We start from the raw sequence: 17,163 nt of genomic DNA, 5'->3' as shown, positions 1-17,163 counted from the left end.
ACTCGATACTGCCTGCTACGTGAGCGCTTCAGATCCGCTCGAAGATCGCCGCGATACCCTGGCCGCCGCCGATGCACATCGTGACCAGCGCGTAGCGGCCGCCGACCCGCTGCAGCTCATACAGCGCCTTGACGGTGATGAGCGCACCGGTCGCGCCGATCGGGTGGCCAAGCGAAATGCCTGAGCCGTTCGGATTGACCTTGGCGGGATCGAAGCCCAGTTCCTTGCTGACCGCGCAGGCCTGCGCGGCGAACGCTTCGTTCGCCTCGATCACGTCGAGGTCGGCGATCGTCAGTCCGGCCCGTTCGAGCGCCTTGCGGGTGGCCGGCACCGGGCCGATGCCCATGTACGCGGGATCGACGCCCGCATGCGCGTACGAGACCAGCCGCGCCAGCGGTTTGATGCCACGCTGTTCGGCGATGCCGCGCTCCATCAGCACGACGGCCGCGGCGGCGTCGTTGATGCCCGAGGCGTTGCCGGCCGTCACCGTGCCGTTTTCTTTCGCGAACACGGGCTTCAGCCTGGAGAAATCTTCAGCCGACGCGCTCATGCGCGCATGCTCGTCCGTGTCGAACACGATGTCGCCTTTCTTCGACGGGATCGTGATAGGCAGGATCTGTTCGTTGAAGTATCCGCTCGTGATCGCGTTGGCCGCGCGGCGATGCGATTCGAGCGCGAGTGCGTCCTGCGTTTCACGCGAGATATCGTACTTGCGCGCGACGTTCTCCGCGGTCACACCCATGTGGATCGACTGGAACGGGTCGTTCAGCGCGCCGACCATCATGTCGACGAGGCGCGCGTCGCCCATGCGCTGACCGAAGCGCGCGGCAGGCATGGAGTACGGTGCGCGGCTCATGTTCTCCGCGCCGCCGCCGATGGCGATGTCGGCGTCGCCAAGCAGCACGCTTTGCGCGGCCGAGACGATCGCCTGCAGGCCGGAGCCGCACAGGCGGTTGACGGTCAAGGCCGGCACGTGTTGCGCGACGCCGCCGTTGATCGCGGCGACTCGCGCCAGATACATGTCTTTCGGTTCCGTATGCACGACGTTGCCGAACACCACGTGGCCGACTTCGTCGCCCGACACACTGGCGCGCGCCAGCGCTTCACGGACCACGCGTGCGCCGAGATCGGTCGGCGGAATATCTTTCAGACTGCCGCCGAAAGTGCCGATTGCCGTGCGCACGCCGCTTACCACCACTACGTCCCGTTGCATCGCTGCCTCCCTGTTCCGTCTCTCAAGATGATTTTTCCCCGGCGGGCCGCGCATCACCGCGCGTGTTCAGTCCGCCAGAAGTTGTTCGACCGTCTCGCGCGAAGGAATCGGCGCCACCGCGCCATAACCCTGCGTGGACAGCGCCGCCGCGACGTTCGCATAACGTGCCGCCGCAAATGGATCGTCACCCGCGACGATACGCGCGATAAACGCGCCGCCGAAGCAGTCGCCCGCGCCGGTTGCATCGACCGCGTCGACGAGCTGGCCCGGCACGACGCGCCGCTCGTTAGGCGTGGCGATATACGAGCCCTGTTTGCCGAGCTTGAGCGCGACCACGCCCGGACCGTGCGACAGCAGGAAATCGACGATCTCGTCACGGCCGGTCAGACCCGTGAGTTCGGTGACATCGTCCCAGCTCGGCAGGCAGATGTCCGTCTGGCGAATCGCTTCGAGCATGACCGCGCGCGCCCGGGCGAGCGGCCACAGCTTCAGCCGGAGATTGGTGTCGAAGCTCACGCGCACGCCGTTGGCGCGAGCATGAGCGATCGCCGCCAGCGCCGCGTCGCAGGCGCTCAGGCTGATCGCGAGGCTGATGCCGGACAGGTGAATCACCCTGGCAGCGGCGATCGCTTCGAGCGGCAGATCTTGCGGCGCATAGCGGCTTGCGGCCGAGCCGGCGCGCAGATAGTCGAACGCGTGGCCTTCGGGACCGTGGGACACGAAATAAACGCCGGTGGACGCATGCGGATCGACACGTACGAGCGACGTATCCACCTGTTCACGTTCCCACAGATCGACCAGCAAACGCCCGAAATGATCCGCGCCGACCGCGGACACAAAACCCGTGCGCGCGCCCTGGCGGGCGGCCGCGATGCAAAAATTCGACGTATCGCCGCCGAAGCCTTGCAGATAGTTCGGCTCGTCTTTGACCGACTGGTTGAATTCGATCATCGCCTCGCCGAGCGCGAGGATGTCCGGACGCTGGACCTCCGGCGTTGCGCTCATGCTCGCCGCCATTGCCTATACCTCGCCCCACAGGTCGTGACCGTCGGCGCCGGTGATCTTCACCGACACGAAATCGCCGACCTTGTAACGTTTGGACGCCTTTACAGCCGGCGCGATATACACCACGCCGTCGATCTCAGGCGCGTCGGCCGCCGTGCGGCCGATGCCGCCGTCGGCGTTGATCTCGTCGACCAGCACCTTCAGCGTCTTGCCGACCTTCTTCGCGATACGCTTCGCCGATACTTCTTCGGCAACTTCCATGAAACGCGCGCGACGCTCTTCACGCACTTCGTCGGGCAACGCGCCGTCGAGTTCGTTGGCCGTCGCGCCTTCGACCGGCGAATAGGCGAAGCAGCCGACCCGGTCCAGTTCCGCCTCGCGAATGAAATCGAGCAGCGTCTGGAACTGCTCTTCAGTCTCGCCTGGGAAGCCGGCGATAAACGTGCTGCGAATGGTCAGATCCGGGCACATCTCGCGCCACTTCTTCACGCGCTCCATCACCTTCTCGGCGTTGGCCGGGCGCTTCATGCGCTTCAGCACTTCCGGATGCGCGTGCTGGAACGGCACGTCCAGATACGGCAGCACGTGGCCCTTGAACGGACCTTCGGCCATCATCGGAATCACTTCGTCCACACTCGGATACGGATACACGTAATGCAGACGCACCCATGCGCCGTATTGCGCGGCGAGTTCGCCGAGCGCGCCGACCAGATCGGTCATGCGCGTCTTGATCGGCTTGCCGTTCCAGAATCCGGTGCGGTACTTGACGTCCACGCCGTACGCGCTGGTGTCCTGCGAAATCACCAGCAGTTCCTTCACGCCGGACTTGAACAGATTTTCCGCTTCGAGCATGACGTCGGCGACCGGACGCGACACCAGGTCACCGCGCATGGACGGGATGATGCAGAACGTGCAACGATGATTACACCCTTCGGAAATCTTCAGATACGCGTAATGGCGCGGCGTGAGTTTCACCCCCGCGGCCGGCACGAGGTCGACGAACGGATCGTGCGGCTTCGGCAGATGCATATGCACGTGCTGCATGACTTCGCCGAGCGCGTGCGGGCCGGTCACGGCCAGCACCTTGGGATGCACTTCTTCGATCAGCCCCGAACCGCTCGCGCTCTTTTTGGCGCCGAGGCAGCCGGTCACGATCACCTTGCCATTTTCGTTGAGCGCTTCGCCGATCGCGTCGAGGCTCTCCTGCACTGCTTCGTCGATGAAACCGCAGGTGTTGACGACCACGAGGTCCGCGCCGTCGTACGTGCCGGAAATCTCGTAACCTTCGGCGCGCAATTGGGTGATGATCTGCTCGGAATCGACCAGGGCTTTCGGGCACCCGAGCGAGACAAAGCCGACTTTCGGCGTGGCAATCGGGGCAATCGGTGGGGTGGCAGACATGGGGAACCGCTTGAAGACGTTAAACCCTGAATTGTAGCGGTTCGCCAGGGCTGCCGCTCGTAAGTCTTTGAATTTTCGCCTTCAACCGGCTGCGAGGTCCGCTACGTCGAGTTGACTGGCGGACGCGAATCGATGCGTCGCCATTAATTCATCGAATCCCAATGCGCGTTCGATCATCGCCAGAATTTCGTGCGAATCCTGCACCCGGCGGATCGCCGCATGCAGCTCGGCCGCCTGCGGCCAGGTGCGCTGCAGGTAGCTGAGCCACTTTTTGACCCGCCCGTGCTCATGACGCGATGCGACGCGCGTCTGCAATTTCCTCAGATAACCGGCGATGTGGCCCAGCACGTGCCGCCATTCCCCGTGGGACGGGGTCCGCTCCATCAGGCCGCGTATTCTCAGTGCCAGGAACGGGTCCGACACGGCGCCCCGCCCGAGCATGACGTTCGCGCAGCCGCTGACCGCGCGGCAGCGCTCCCAGTCGGCCACCGTCCATACCTCGCCGTTCGCGACGACCGGCACGTCCACGGCGGCATCGATCCGCGCGATCCACTCCCAGTGGGCCGGCGGCCGGTAGCCGTGATCGCGCGTTCTGGCGTGCACGACGAGCGAGGCGGCGCCGCCTTCCGCGAGCGCGACTGCGCATTCGATCGCCAGCGACGTGTCGGACACGCCAAGGCGCATTTTTGCCGTCACGGGGACACCGGCGGGCACGGCGGCCCGTACCGACGACACGATCCGGTTCAGTTGTTCAGGGTCGGCCAGCAACATGGCGCCGCCGCCGTGCTGATTGACGACCTTGGCGGGACATCCGAAGTTCAGGTCGATTCCATGCGGCGACAGGCTGGCCGCGTGGGCGGCATTCCGCGCCATCCATTCGGGATCGCTGCCGAGCAGCTGGATCACCATCGGCGTGCCATTGGGCGTGTGACCTCCGTCGAGCACTTCGGGCGCTTCTCTTTCGTAGACTCGGCTGGGCAGCAGGGAGCCCGTCACGCGGACGAACTCGGACACGCATCCATCGAATCCGCCGATGCCGGTCAGCACGTCGCGCAATACGTAGTCGGCGAGGCCTTCCATTGGGGCGAGATAGATGCGGCTCATGCTGGCGCGGTCACAGGCGGTTGACCCCGTTCGGGACGGCAGGCGTAGCGTGTAAGGAACATGGGTCGAATCGATTGATAGAACTGAAACAACTGTGGCGGCCTGCGCCGGGATACGTCGGTGTCTTATGAAACGCGCTCGTGAACGGTGGGCAGTCTCCGCGCGATCTCAATGCCGTTGATCTTTTCATCGAGCGTGTCCTGCTGGCGCACGTTCTTGTCCAACACATCTGGAAGCGCGAGGCCAATGCCACCACGCTCTGACTTCGGCTGCATCGGCGGAACGACAAAAAGGTCGGCAGCCGAGCGTTTCAGGTGCTTGTCGGACACCCAGACACTCCAGCCCGAATCGACCTTGAACTGAAGCATCTTTATTCGCCTCGTGTAGCGTCGTCGAGCGACGAGGTCGCGCCCATTGACGTGTACGCCCGAAACGTGACCGAAGCAGTAGACCGACGAGGCCATCGGAAACAGAAGCGCGCTGCATAAAACATCAGTGATCTGCAAGCCGACGTGATTGTTGCTGACGCCGAAGGTAGGTAGCTCGAGCACCCGGTCGAACGGATCGCCTTTCGCACGATACTTTTGCGTGAAGATCGAATGCGCGACCTGATCGTTGAGTTGCGTGGTCCTGAAGTCCGCAACCATGAAACCTTGCGCGTCTTTTTCTTCGAGGAAAGCCTGGAAGGCCTTACAGGCGTACTGGACCGATTGGGTATACGTCTCGCGCGGCTTGAACGGTGCGCCGATGCCCTTTACCCAGATCGTAGCGAGCACGCGGCAAGCATAACGTTCCAGCAAGGCCACCATATCGTCGATGAATCTCAACTGCGTTCCGGCCTTGTGCCCTTTCTTACGTATTGCACTCCTGAGTTCGGAACCCTTGATCTCCTCGCGAACATCATCGAGCAGATGAGGGGAAGTGAACGCCCCAGGGAAATACTTGCGCTTGAGTGAGAGAAATTCACGCGTGATGTGCGGCAAAGCCTCCTGCTGAACGATCAGGCCGGCTACCACGAGTAGTGGCTGAATATCGGTCTTCTTCGCAGGCAGAGATGCACTGCAACCCGCCTCGTCGATATAGCAGATGTACGACACTGCTTCTTTTGCCCCCGGAAATGAAAACAGCCGCTTGAGCGGCTGTTTGGCGGCCTAAGACCGTATTTGTCGCCAGGTTTCCCCATTCGACGATCGGTTAGGCGTGCCTAACCGTGAAGAAGATGGTAATAAATTCCGGGGCCCACTGTCAACGTTTTTTTGCTTGATATGCGTCGGGCGCGAAGCGCGCACCAGCGGCGGTGTCCCCGCGCCGGAGAGACGCCACCCGTTCCACCGTCCGTTTTCGCGCCCCTACTTCTTCTCCGGCTCCGGATTGCCCTGCGGGTTGCCTTGCGGACTAGCCGGCGCATTCCCGCCACCAGCCACATTGACCGCGCCACCCGGCGTGAACGGGAAGGTAGCGAACATCGACTTCGCCTGGTTCTGCATCTGCTCCTGCATCTGCACGAACATGTTCTTCGACTGCTCGATGTAGCTGGTCATCATGCCCTGCATCATGGGCGCCTGCATGTTCATGAACTGCGACCAGACCTCGGGATTCATGGCCTTGCCTTCGTACAGATTCTTCGACTGGTCGGCGAGCTTCGCCTGAATGTCGATGAAGGCCTGGATATTCTTTTCCAGATACGTGCCCATCATGCCCTGCATCGCATGACCATAGAAACGGATGATCTGCGACAACATTGACGACGAGAACATCGGCAAGCCGCCGCTCTCCTCTTCGAGAATGATCTGCAACAGGATGGCGCGCGTCAGATCCTCGTTGCTCTTCGCATCGATGACCTTGAAATCCTCCTGATCCAGCACGAGCTGTTTGACATCCGTCAGCGTGATGTACGTGCTTGTCTCGGTATCGTAGAGCCGACGATTCGGATATTTCTTGATCAGTCGTTCGGCTGTTTTCTTTGTAGTAGTGGTCATGTAACGCCTTTGAGCGCAAGTCGAGCGCGGAGACGGCGTCCTGCCGGCTGCGCAATCTGGCCATTGCGCAATCGGGACGCCGCCGAACCATCTGAGCCGAAGCGCGCTGCCTCGTGAGCGGCGCGCCTGTGACTCAGCCCATATGCAAACCGCCGTTCAGCGAAAAATCAGCGCCTGTGGCGAAACCCGATTCTTCCGATGCCAGCCACGCCACGATCGAGCCGATTTCCTGCGGCTGGCCAAGGCGGCGCACCGGAATCGTAGCAATGATCTTTTCCAGCACGTCGGGGCGGATCGATTTGACCATGTCGGTGCCGATGTAGCCGGGAGAAACGGTGTTGACCGTCACGCCCTTGGTGGCCACTTCCTGCGCCAGCGACATCGTGAAGCCGTGAATGCCGGCCTTCGCGGTCGAGTAGTTGGTCTGGCCGAACTGGCCCTTCTGCCCATTCACCGACGAAATGTTGATGATACGGCCAAAGCCGCGCTCGACCATGCCGTCGATCACCTGCTTGGTGACGTTGAAGAGGCTGGTCAGGTTGGTGTCGATCACCGCTGTCCAGTCTTCGTGCGTCATCTTGCGGAACACGACGTCGCGCGTAATGCCGGCGTTGTTCACCAGCACGTCGATCTCTCCGACTTCGGCCTTGACCTTGTCGAACGCGCTCCTCGTCGACTCCCAGTCACCGACGTTGCCTTCGGACGCGATGAAATCGAAGCCCAGCGCCTTCTGCTCGTCGAGCCACTTCACCCGGCGCGGCGAGTTCGGGCCGCAGCCTGCGACGACCTTGAAGCCCTCTTTATGCAGCCGCTGGCAAATGCTCGTGCCGATGCCGCCCATCCCGCCCGTTACGTACGCAATTCGCTGTGTCATAAACTACACTCCGTTATCGTTTTCGAGGCGCCGAACGGCCGCCTCTTCCCTCGTCTGTGCTTCATCTCCGCAGCCGCCGGGCGACCGGCCGACGAGGCCACCGCTGACCGCACGCCTCGGCGCGCGGCAACGCTCTGTGTGTCGCGCGACCGACGCAGCAGGCTCCGGTCGCGCGACGATACTCAGGCGCGCTCGACCGCCAGCGCCACACCCATGCCACCGCCGATACACAGCGAGGCCAAACCCTTCTTCGCATCGCGCTTCTGCATTTCGTGCAGCAGCGTGACGAGAATCCGGCAGCCGGACGCGCCGATCGGATGGCCGATCGCAATCGCGCCGCCGTTCACGTTGACCTTCGACGTGTCCCAGCCCATCTGCTGATGCACGGCGAGCGCCTGCGCGGCAAACGCTTCGTTGATTTCCATCAGGTCGAGGTCGGCCGGCGTCCAGCCCGCGCGTTCGAGGCAACGGCGCGAAGCCGGCACCGGGCCCATGCCCATCACCTTCGGATCCACGCCGGCGTTCGCATACGCCTTGATGCGCGCGAGCGGCGTGAGGCCGAGCGCTTCGGCCTTCTTCGCCGACATCACCAGCACGGCCGCAGCACCGTCGTTAAGACCGGAGGCATTGGCCGCCGTCACCGTGCCTTCCTTCGAGAAGGCCGGCTTCAGGCCCGCGAGCGACTCGGCCGTCACGCCGTGACGCACGAATTCGTCGGTCGCGAAACGCAGCGGCTCGCCCTTGCGTTGCGGAATCTCGATCGGCACGATTTCGTCGTCGAACCGGCCCGACTTCTGCGCGGCTTCCGCCTTGTTCTGCGACAACGCCGCGAACGCGTCCTGCTGTTCGCGCGTGATGCCGTATTCCTTCGCGACGTTTTCCGCCGTCACGCCCATGTGATACTGGTTGTAGACGTCCCACAGGCCATCGACGATCATCGAGTCGACCAGCTTCGCGTCGCCCATGCGGAAGCCGTCGCGCGAGCCCGGCAGCACGTGCGGCGCGGCGCTCATGTTTTCCTGCCCGCCGGCGATCACGATGTCCGCGTCGCCCGCGATAATGGCATTGGCCGCGAGCATCACGGCCTTCAGGCCGGAGCCGCAGACCTTGTTGATCGTCATGCCCGGCACCGCCGAAGGCAGACCCGCCTTGATCAGCGATTGACGCGCCGGATTCTGGCCCGAGCCTGCCGTCAGCACCTGGCCCAGGATCACTTCGCTCACCTGCTCGGGCTTCAGACCGGCACGCTCGAGAACGGCGCGAATCACCGCGGCGCCGAGATCGGGCGCGGCGATTTTCGCCAGCGACCCACCGAATTTGCCCACTGCCGTACGGGCGGCCGATACGATCACAACATCAGTCATTTCCATATCCTCCGGGCGAGTCGGCCAAATGCGCCGCAGCCCGTCAAGTTAAAAAATCTCGTTCCTTCTGCTTGCGCCCTGACCCGGTCAGCTACGCGTTCACACCGAAAAGAGCCATGCCATGAAGCGGGCTCGAACCTACTCCCGTTGCCGCACGTAGCGCCCCGGCGCCGGCTCGATCACCGGGAATTCGGCCGAACCGGCAGCAGCGCGTGGCTTCACCTTCCTGCCGCCGTACTGGTCGAGCCATGTGGTCCATTCGGGCCACCAGCTGCCCGGCACTTCGGCGGCCTGATCGAGCCATTCCTCCGGGTTCTCCGGCAGCGTCTTGACGTCGCCTTCCAGCATCCAGAAATTGCGCTTTTTCTTCGCGGGTGGATTGATCACGCCCGCGATGTGACCCGACGCGCCCAGCACGAACTTCAACGGCCCGCTCAGCAACGGCACCGACGCGTACGCCGTTTGCCACGGCACGATATGGTCTTCGCGTGAACCGTAGATGAAGGTAGGCACGTCGATCTTCGACAGATCGACCGGCTCGCCGCAGGTGGTCACCGCACCCGGCTCGCGCAGACGATTTTCGAGGTACGTATTGCGCAGATACCAGACATACATCGGGCCCGGCAGGCTGGTCGAGTCGCTGTTCCAGTACAGCAGGTCGAACGGCACCGGCGTACGCCCTTTGAGGTAATTGTCGACGACGTAGTTCCACACCAGATCGTTCGGCCGCAGGAACGAAAACGTGTTGGCGAATTCGATGCCGCGCATCAGCCCCGGCGGCGTACCGTTCTTGCCGCCGATGGTCTGCTCGCGCATCTTCACATGCGCGTCGTCGACGAATACGTCGAGCACACCCGTGTCCGAAAAATCGAGCATGGCGGTGAGCAGCGTCATGGACGCGGCCGGATGCTGGCCGCGCGCCGCGGCCACCGCCAGCGCCGTGGCCAGCATCGTGCCGCCCACGCAGAAGCCGAGCGTATTGATCTGCTCGCGGCCGCTGATTTTGCTCACGGTCTCGATAGCGGTGAGCACGCCTTCGCCGATGTAGTCGTCCCACGTCTTGTGCGCGATCGATTGATCGGCATTGCGCCACGAAATCAGGAATACCTGGTGTCCCGAATCGAGTCCGTGGGCCACCAGCGAATTCTCCGGTTGCAGATCGAGAATGTAGAACTTGTTGATGCAAGGCGGCACGATGAGCAGCGGCCGCTCACGCACGGTCGCCGTGCGCGGCTTGTACTGGATCAGCTGCATCAGCTCGTTTTCGAACACGACCGAGCCTTCCGTGTTCGCGAGGTTCTCGCCCACCACGAAACGCGATTCGTCGGTCTGCGAAATCTTGCCGCGCTGCAAGTCGCCGAGCAGGTTCATCACGCCCTGGCGCAAGCTCTCGCCGTTGCTGTCCAGCAAGGTTTTTTGCGCTTCGGGATTCAATGCGAAGAAGTTGCTCGGCGATGCCGCCGCCGTCCACTGCTGGACAGCGAAACGGATGCGCTCGCGCACCTTGGGTTCTATGTCGAGCGCGTCGACCATTTCCTGCAGATAGCGCGCGTTCAGCAAATACCAGGCGGCGGTGAATGCGTAGGCCGGCGCCGAACTCCATGCGTCGGAACTGAAGCGGCGGTCCTTGAGTTCAGGAGCTTTGGTCGCGGACGTGGCGGCCTGCTGGATCAACTCCATCGCCTCGCGCGAATAGTCGGCCTGAAGTTTCTGCAGTCGCTCGGAGGGAATCGCTGCGCTCGGAATGTTCAGGCCGGCGAAGGACGGCATGGCCGGCATCGATCCGGCCGCGAGTCTGGCGAAGTCCGGCATGCCGGGAAACGACGGCATCTGCGGCAGACCTGTTTGCGGCATCTGAGGCACGGGGAACGGCATGCCGTTACTGCCGGGCGGCGTGCCAAGCGAACGCCAGGCGCCCATCCAGGCGTCGAATAACTGTTGCATCCCTGCGGCCGGCGCTGCACCGCTCGTACCGGCCTGCTGCGTGTGCTCCGTCGTGGAGTCCGTCTTGGGGGAAGCTGAGGAATGTGATGCTGCCATGCCTGCTTTTGACCGGTAAGTCCTTGCGGACGGGTTGAGAGGCAGGTTCGTGCGCACGTGAGCAACTGCTCGCGACCTCGTCACGCCCTGTCCCTGTACGAGGAGCCGTGAGGAACATTCTTGCTCCCCATCGCAAGGCATGTCAATGCTTGTTCCCGATTTTGCCGCAGTGCGATAGTTTTTTAATTATCGTTTTCCCTGTGTAGCAGATCGCCCTTTTTGGACATGTGTCATTGACGATGGCCGCGAACGAAAAAAGCTCCCATATTGCATAGGCTTATGCGCACTTATCCGTTCGTATGCGAACCGTTTATGCGGCAGATTTACGCCATCGGCGGGAATTCCGGCGGTGCAGCAAAATACGCGCGGCGCCTCCCAACAAACCCTCATACGCATGCCCGTGACGAGCGGCGGCAATGCTCTGACATAGCATGCCCGCATGACGACATCGACATCGTAAAACGTCGTCGCGCGGGCGTGTGTTTCCGTCGCGATTCGAAGGAAGATTGATGCGCGTGATGCAGGTGGTTCGCGCCGGTCAGTCCGCGATCGACTGCGCCTGATCGTCGAGCCAGATCAGCGCGGCCATGCGGCCGGTCACACGATCGCGGCGATAAGAGTAGAAACGCTCACGCAGTGTGACCGTGCAGAGATCGCCGCCGACAATCCGCGTCACGCCGAGGGCCTGCAGACGCAAACGCGCCAGCGCCGGAAGATCGGCGAGATATTTGCCCGGATTATGCGGATGCTCGACGAATGCGCTTGCCGTGGCATCGCGTTGTACATCGCCGACGCCGTTCATGAACGCGTCACGCACATCCGGGCCGACTTCGAAGGCCTCGGGTCCGATCGACGGACCGAGATAAGCGTGCAATGCGCTCGCCGGCACAGCCGCGAGTTCGGCAACGCGCTGCGCAGTCTGTTCGACGATGCCCGCCGCCAGTCCGCGCCACCCCGCGTGCGCCGCGCCGACCGCACGACCGGCTTCGTCGCATAGCAGCACCGGCATGCAATCGGCCACCATCACCACGCACACCATGCCGGGGCGATCGGTGACGCTGGCATCGGCGCGCGTCGGCGTGCCGTTCGCGCGCGCCTGTGCCAGCACCTCTTCCGCACGCACGATGCCGGCGCCGTGAATCTGTTCGAGCCACGCGGCCTCGCTCACGCCGGCCAGCTTTAACAGACGTTGACGGTTGGCCGCGACCACGGCCGGATCGTCGCCGGATTTCATGCCCAGATTCAGGCCGCCGGGCAACTCCACGCCGTTGCGCCAACGGCCGAACGGCGCGTCACTCACGCCGCCGTTGCGCGTGGTGACGAGCGCGCGCACGCGCGGCGACACGTTCCATGAGGGCTGCACGACATCGTCAAAGCTCAGTTCGGGCACGTTCATGCGTGATCGTCCTCGTTGTCCTCATCGTGTTCATCGCGCTTGTCGGCGTGGCCGCCGTCGTGTTCATCGGCTTCGTCGGCTTCGTCGTGATCGGGGGCGCCGTCTTCGCCGGCATCTTCGTCGAGCAATGCCTCGTAGTCGTCTTCCTCATAGTACGTCTCGTCGAACTCGCCTGCGTCGTCGCGGCCGAGGCCGAGCGCCGCGGATAGCGCCTCCATGTCTTCCGGCACGTCGGCACGCCACTGCATCGTGCGACCGGTCTTCGGATGAATCAGGCCGAGGCGCCATGCATGCAGCGCCTGGCGCGCGAAGCCGCCGGGCAGCGGCGTGACCGAACGCTTGCCGCGCGCGCGCCCGTACACCGGATCGCCGAGCAGCGGATGGCCGATATGCGCGCAATGCACGCGAATCTGATGCGTGCGGCCGGTTTCGAGATCGCAATGAATCGCGGTCACCGGCTGACGCTCCCAGATCGCCGAATCGACACGCCGGAAATGCGTGCGCGCGGGCTTGCCGGCGGCGCTCGTCACCACCGCCATGCGCGTGCGTTCGCGCGGATCGCGGCCGATCGGCGCGTCGATCGTGCCTTCTTCAGGCATGTTGCCCCACACCAGCGCCAGATAGCGGCGCTTGACCGTGCGCGCCTGCAACTGGCGCACGAGGTCGGTCTGTGCCTCTAGCGTGCGCGCCACCACCATCAGCCCGGAGGTTTCCTTGTCGAGCCGGTGCACGATACCCGCGCGCGGCAGGCCCGCCGCTGCGTCGCCATAGCGGTACAGCAGACCGTTGAGCAGCGTGCCGCTCCAGTTGCCGGCCGCCGGATGGACCACCATGCCCGCCGGCTTGTTGATCACCACCAGCGTGTCGTCTTCGTAGATGATTTCGAGCGGCACCGGTTCCGGCGTGAAGGCGAGTTGCTCGGGCAGCAGATCGGGCACGAGTTCGATGGTCGCGCCCAGCGGCACCGGCTGGCGGATTTTGGCGGGCTTGCCGTCGATCCGCACGCGCTCCGCCTCGATCCAGCTCTGCAGACGGTTGCGCGAGAATTCGGGGAACACCCGCGCGAGCACCTTGTCGAGGCGCTCGCCGGCCAGTTCGTCGGGTACGACAATGCTGCGCGGCGTCTCGTCCGTCACGCGGTTCGCGATGGTCGGCACGAGGCCGGACAGGGCCGCGGCGCCGAGCGCGTCGCTGCCGAGATCGTCGTCGAGGGAATCGACGCCCAACGCGTCGGAGGGGTCAGCGCTTACGCTATAATCTTCGTTGCTATTCCCGGCACCGGTTGCGGCGCCTGGAGTATTTGAGCGGGTCATTGAGTCTGGGTCACCTGGACGTAAAGCTAGACTGGAAAATGCGAGCCTTGAACACCATCACTAAAGCGGCGCTCAATTTGGCGGCCATCAAGAAGGCGGCCCGGAAAGTGGCCGGATACATTGCGTGCGCCGCAGCCGTCGCGGTTGTCGCGGCTTGCCACGGCCTGCCGGAAAAGACCGACGAAACGGCAACGTGGAACAACAACAAATTATATACGGAGGCGAACGACGCCTTGACCGGTGGTGATTTCGGCAAGTGCGCCAAGTACTTCGAAATGCTCGAAGGGCGCGATCCGTTCGGTCACTTTGCGCAGCAGGCGCAGATCAACGTCGCGTACTGCAACTGGAAAGACAACGAAAACGCCGCCGCCGACCAGGCCATCGACCGCTTCATCCAGCTGCACCCGGATCACCCGGACATCGCCTACGCGTACTATCTGAAGGGCATGATCCACTTCAACGACGACCTCGGACTGTTCGGCCGCTTCTCCGGCCAGGACATGAGCGAGCGCGATCCGAAGTCGCTGCGCGAATCGTATGACGCCTTCAAGATCGTGGTGGACAAGTATCCGAACAGCAAGTATGCGCCGGACGCCGCGCAACGCATGCGCTATATCGTGAACGCGCTGGCGTCGCACGAAGTCCACGCGGCGGATTACTACTACCGCCGCGGCGCTTACGTCGCCGCGATCAACCGCGCGCAACTGGCGCTCACGCAATACAAGAACGCCCCGGCGATCGAAGACGCACTGCACATCATGATGCTGTCGTATCAGAGGCTGAACCAGCCGCAACTGGCGGACGACACGAAGCGCGTGCTGGCCGGCACCTTCCCGGACAGCCCGTACATTACGGGTCATGCAAGGCCGGGTACGGCAAAGTCGTGGTGGCAGTTCTAAGCCGCGCGGCGCGCTGAAAACCAGCCGGCAATAGAAAACGCCACGACTTCGGTCGTGGCGTTTCTGTTTGTGCCCCGCGCTACGCTGCCGCGCTGCCATGCCGCACCGGGCACGGCGGCGGCGCTGTTCAGTCCCGCTCGAACAACGCGATCGACTCCACATGCGACGTGTGCGGGAACATGTTCACCACGCCCGCACCCACGAGGCGATAGCCGGCCTCATGCACGAGCAGACCGGCGTCGCGAGCGAGCGTCGCCGGCGCGCATGACACGTAGACGATGCGCTTCGGCAGCGGGCCATTGCCGCTGCGGGCAATTTCCGCGAGCGCCTTGGCGACGGCCAGCGCGCCTTCGCGCGGCGGGTCGATGAGGAACTTGTCAAAGTGGCCGAGCGCGCGCAGGTCGTCGGCGGTGACTTCGAACAGGTTGCGGCATTCAAACGACGTATGCCCCGCCACGCCATTCAATCCGGCATTGGCGAGCGCACGCGAAGTCAGCACCTCGCTGCCTTCGATACCCATCACTTCTTTCGAGATTCGCGCGAGCGGCAAAGTGAAGTTGCCGATCCCGCAGAACAGATCGAGCACGCGATCGGTACGCGCCGGCGCCAGCAGCCGCAGCGCGCGGCTCACCAGCACGCGGTTGATGGCGTGATTCACCTGGGTGAAATCGGTTGGTTTGAACGGCATGCGGATGCCGTACTCCGGCAACGTGTAGTCGAGCTGCACGTCGAGCGGATAGAACGGCGTGACCGTATCCGGGCCGCCCGGCTGCAGCCAGAACTGCACCTTGTGCTCGTCGGCGAAATCGCGCAGCACCTGCTCGTCGGCCGCAGTGATGGGTTCGAGATTACGCACCACCAGCGCCGTCACCGATGATCCGACCGCCAGTTCGAGCTGCGGCATACGGTCGTAAATCGACAGCTTGCGGACCATGAAGCGCAGCGGCATCAGCATGGCCGACACATGCGGCGGCAGCACTTCGCAGGTCTTCATGTCGGCGATGTAGCTGCTCTTCTTCTCGTGGAAGCCGATCCGCATACCGCCCTTTTCCGGCAGGAAACGCACGGCCAGACGCGCGCGGTAGCGATAACCCCAGGAGGGCCCGTGAATCGGCCGGAACACCGTTTCCGGGCGCAGCTTCGCCAGATGCTGGAGGTTGTCTTCGAGCACGCGCTGCTTGACCGCTACCTGCGCGCGAATGTCCAGATGCTGCATCGAACAGCCGCCGCAGATATCGAAGTAAGTGCACTTCGGCTTGGTGCGCATCACGCTTTCGCGCAATACCTGCACCACTTCGGCCTGCTCGAATTTCGGCTTGCTGCGATGCGTCGAATAACTCACGCGTTCACCGGGCAGCACACCTTCGACGAAGATCACCTTGCCGGGTGTGCCGTCTTCGGTCTCGGTGCGGCCGACGCCGCGCGCTTCCATATCGAGCGAAATGATTTCGATGACCGGCTCATTGCCGGTGACGACGTGTGCCGGCGCGGGCGGAGGCGTCTTGTAGCGCTTCGGCGCGCGGCGATGGGGGGCAGTTCGGGACACCTGCTACTTCCTGACAAACTTGGGGGAAAGGCGAGATTGTAGACGAAGCGCCGCGCCTCACCATCATTCGGCGCGGCGGGAATGGCCGCCAGCCGCGCGAGCCACGACACGATAACGCCGGCAGCGGCGGGAGCCGGAGACGAGCGCTTCGCACCGCCTTGCACCTTTGGAGCCTTTGGAGCGAAAGACCGCGGCGGCCTCGCTACCCGCGCCGCCCTGCGGGCCCCTCCGCGGCCCGACTACAAGCCACTTACTGATCGAATGCCGCCAGATACTCGGCCCATTGCGGCGCCGTTTCCAGCGCCAGTGCATTCTTGACCAGGTTGATCTCATCAGCATACTCAGCGGGCGAAAACGCGCCGCGAATCAACTGGAAGCGGCAATAGAGCAAATAAGTATTGACGACGTCGGTCTCGCAGTAATTGCGGATCTCTTCGAGGCGCCCTTCCTGGTACGCGTGCCACACCTGGCTGCCGTCCATGCCCATCTTGCCGGGGAAGCCGCACATTTTGGCGAGCGCGTCGAGCGGCGCGTTGGCGCGCGCCTGATACATGGCGAGCACGTCCATCAGATCCGTGTGACGCGCGTGATAGCGGCTGATGTAGTTGTTCCACTTGAACTCGCGGTCGTCCTCGCCGAGGTCCCAGAACTTGTAGGCGGGAATGCCGTTGACGAGTGCGCGGTAGTTCAGCACCGGCAGGTCGAATCCGCCGCCGTTCCACGACACGAGCTGCGGCGTGTACTTCTCGATCACGCGATAAAACGACTGCACCAGCGCCGCCTCACCGTCTTCCAGCGTACCGAGCGAGCGGACCCGGAAGCCGTTGTTGTCGCGGAACACACAGGAAATCGCCGCGATCCGTTGCAGATGATGCGGCAGGAAATCGCCGCCGGTCTTTTCGCGGCGCGCGGCGAACGCATGCTCGGCGACTTCGGCGTCGCTGAGCGTGGCGGGCAGATCTTCGAGGCGGCGAATGCCGGCGACATCGGGAATCGTCTCGATGTCGAAAACAAGAATCGGTGTCATCA

General features: G+C 63.4%; 14 protein-coding genes. 1 reads left to right on the top strand and 13 read right to left on the bottom strand.

Annotation, left to right across the window (positions count from 1 at the left end; all coding sequences use genetic code 11):
* Positions 1-28: 28 nt before the first annotated feature.
* The 11 genes from bktB to BXE_RS10370 form a co-directional block, all read right to left on the bottom strand.
* Positions 29-1,213 (bottom strand): beta-ketothiolase BktB, encoded by a 1,185-nt coding sequence (gene bktB / locus BXE_RS10420; protein ID WP_011488266.1) that lies wholly within the window; start codon positions 1,211-1,213, stop codon positions 29-31.
* A 66-nt stretch (positions 1,214-1,279) separates the two neighbouring features.
* Positions 1,280-2,230, bottom strand: coding sequence for a sugar kinase (locus BXE_RS10415; protein ID WP_011488265.1), 951 nt, complete (start codon positions 2,228-2,230; stop codon positions 1,280-1,282).
* A 3-nt stretch (positions 2,231-2,233) separates the two neighbouring features.
* On the bottom strand, positions 2,234-3,619 hold the full coding sequence (gene rimO, locus BXE_RS10410; RefSeq protein ID WP_011488264.1) for a 30S ribosomal protein S12 methylthiotransferase RimO: 1,386 nt from the start codon (positions 3,617-3,619) through the stop codon (positions 2,234-2,236).
* Positions 3,620-3,700: 81 nt separating this feature from the next.
* A complete protein-coding gene (locus BXE_RS10405) occupies positions 3,701-4,723 on the bottom strand; it encodes a tRNA dihydrouridine synthase (RefSeq protein ID WP_011488263.1) in 1,023 nt (340 codons plus the stop codon).
* 125 nt (positions 4,724-4,848) lie between these two features.
* Positions 4,849-5,820 carry a DUF3800 domain-containing protein gene (locus BXE_RS10400; RefSeq protein WP_011488262.1) on the bottom strand — a complete coding sequence of 324 codons (972 nt, stop codon included), beginning with the start codon at positions 5,818-5,820 and terminating at the stop codon, positions 4,849-4,851.
* Positions 5,821-6,072: 252 nt separating this feature from the next.
* Positions 6,073-6,702, bottom strand: coding sequence for a polyhydroxyalkanoate synthesis repressor PhaR (phaR, locus tag BXE_RS10395; RefSeq protein WP_011488261.1), 630 nt, complete (start codon positions 6,700-6,702; stop codon positions 6,073-6,075).
* 133 nt (positions 6,703-6,835) lie between these two features.
* On the bottom strand, positions 6,836-7,576 hold the full coding sequence (locus BXE_RS10390; RefSeq protein ID WP_007182053.1) for a 3-ketoacyl-ACP reductase: 741 nt from the start codon (positions 7,574-7,576) through the stop codon (positions 6,836-6,838).
* A 182-nt stretch (positions 7,577-7,758) separates the two neighbouring features.
* Positions 7,759-8,940 carry an acetyl-CoA C-acetyltransferase gene (locus BXE_RS10385; RefSeq protein WP_011488260.1) on the bottom strand — a complete coding sequence of 394 codons (1,182 nt, stop codon included), beginning with the start codon at positions 8,938-8,940 and terminating at the stop codon, positions 7,759-7,761.
* 138 nt (positions 8,941-9,078) lie between these two features.
* Positions 9,079-10,884 carry a class I poly(R)-hydroxyalkanoic acid synthase gene (phaC, locus tag BXE_RS10380; RefSeq protein ID WP_011488259.1) on the bottom strand — a complete coding sequence of 602 codons (1,806 nt, stop codon included), beginning with the start codon at positions 10,882-10,884 and terminating at the stop codon, positions 9,079-9,081.
* 634 nt (positions 10,885-11,518) lie between these two features.
* Positions 11,519-12,376, bottom strand: a complete 858-nt coding sequence (gene pgeF / locus BXE_RS10375) for a peptidoglycan editing factor PgeF (protein ID WP_011488257.1) — start codon at positions 12,374-12,376, stop codon at positions 11,519-11,521.
* Positions 12,373-13,689, bottom strand: a complete 1,317-nt coding sequence (locus BXE_RS10370) for an RluA family pseudouridine synthase (protein ID WP_011488256.1) — start codon at positions 13,687-13,689, stop codon at positions 12,373-12,375. Before BXE_RS10370 ends, pgeF begins: the two co-directional genes overlap by 4 nt.
* Before the next feature lie 38 nt (positions 13,690-13,727).
* Here BXE_RS10370 and BXE_RS10365 point away from each other — a divergent pair, with 38 nt between their 5' ends.
* On the top strand, positions 13,728-14,588 hold the full coding sequence (locus tag BXE_RS10365) for an outer membrane protein assembly factor BamD (RefSeq protein WP_011488255.1): 861 nt from the start codon (positions 13,728-13,730) through the stop codon (positions 14,586-14,588).
* Between the two features lie 127 nt (positions 14,589-14,715).
* Here the strand turns inward: BXE_RS10365 and rlmD are convergent, their stop codons facing one another.
* Both rlmD and BXE_RS10355 read right to left on the bottom strand, forming a co-directional pair.
* Positions 14,716-16,134, bottom strand: a complete 1,419-nt coding sequence (rlmD, locus tag BXE_RS10360; RefSeq protein ID WP_011488254.1) for a 23S rRNA (uracil(1939)-C(5))-methyltransferase RlmD — start codon at positions 16,132-16,134, stop codon at positions 14,716-14,718.
* A gap of 250 nt (positions 16,135-16,384) precedes the next feature.
* Entirely contained in the window at positions 16,385-17,161 is a 777-nt protein-coding gene (locus BXE_RS10355) for a 3'-5' exonuclease (protein ID WP_011488253.1), read from the bottom strand.
* Positions 17,162-17,163: the final 2 nt, after the last annotated feature.

Source organism: Paraburkholderia xenovorans LB400, assembly GCF_000013645.1.
In the GTDB taxonomy this organism is placed as follows: domain Bacteria; phylum Pseudomonadota; class Gammaproteobacteria; order Burkholderiales; family Burkholderiaceae; genus Paraburkholderia; species Paraburkholderia xenovorans.
The sequence above is the reverse complement of the archived record's forward strand: the minus strand, read 5'-3'. Positions and strand labels throughout refer to the sequence as shown.

Excerpts from the sequence above, each read along its gene's own strand:
- bktB (WP_011488266.1), bottom strand. The coding sequence starts at position 1,213 with ATGCAACGGGACGTAGTGGTGGTAAGCGGCGTGCGCACGGCAATCGGC.
- BXE_RS10415 (WP_011488265.1), bottom strand. The coding sequence starts at position 2,230 with ATGGCGGCGAGCATGAGCGCAACGCCGGAGGTCCAGCGTCCGGACATC.
- rimO (WP_011488264.1), bottom strand. The coding sequence starts at position 3,619 with ATGTCTGCCACCCCACCGATTGCCCCGATTGCCACGCCGAAAGTCGGC.
- BXE_RS10405 (WP_011488263.1), bottom strand. The coding sequence starts at position 4,723 with ATGAGCCGCATCTATCTCGCCCCAATGGAAGGCCTCGCCGACTACGTA.
- phaR (WP_011488261.1), bottom strand. The coding sequence starts at position 6,702 with ATGACCACTACTACAAAGAAAACAGCCGAACGACTGATCAAGAAATAT.
- BXE_RS10390 (WP_007182053.1), bottom strand. The coding sequence starts at position 7,576 with ATGACACAGCGAATTGCGTACGTAACGGGCGGGATGGGCGGCATCGGC.
- BXE_RS10385 (WP_011488260.1), bottom strand. The coding sequence starts at position 8,940 with ATGACTGATGTTGTGATCGTATCGGCCGCCCGTACGGCAGTGGGCAAA.
- phaC (WP_011488259.1), bottom strand. The coding sequence starts at position 10,884 with ATGCAACAGTTATTCGACGCCTGGATGGGCGCCTGGCGTTCGCTTGGC.
- pgeF (WP_011488257.1), bottom strand. The coding sequence starts at position 12,376 with ATGAACGTGCCCGAACTGAGCTTTGACGATGTCGTGCAGCCCTCATGG.
- BXE_RS10370 (WP_011488256.1), bottom strand. The coding sequence starts at position 13,689 with ATGACCCGCTCAAATACTCCAGGCGCCGCAACCGGTGCCGGGAATAGC.
- BXE_RS10365 (WP_011488255.1), top strand. The coding sequence starts at position 13,728 with ATGCGAGCCTTGAACACCATCACTAAAGCGGCGCTCAATTTGGCGGCC.
- BXE_RS10355 (WP_011488253.1), bottom strand. The coding sequence starts at position 17,161 with ATGACACCGATTCTTGTTTTCGACATCGAGACGATTCCCGATGTCGCC.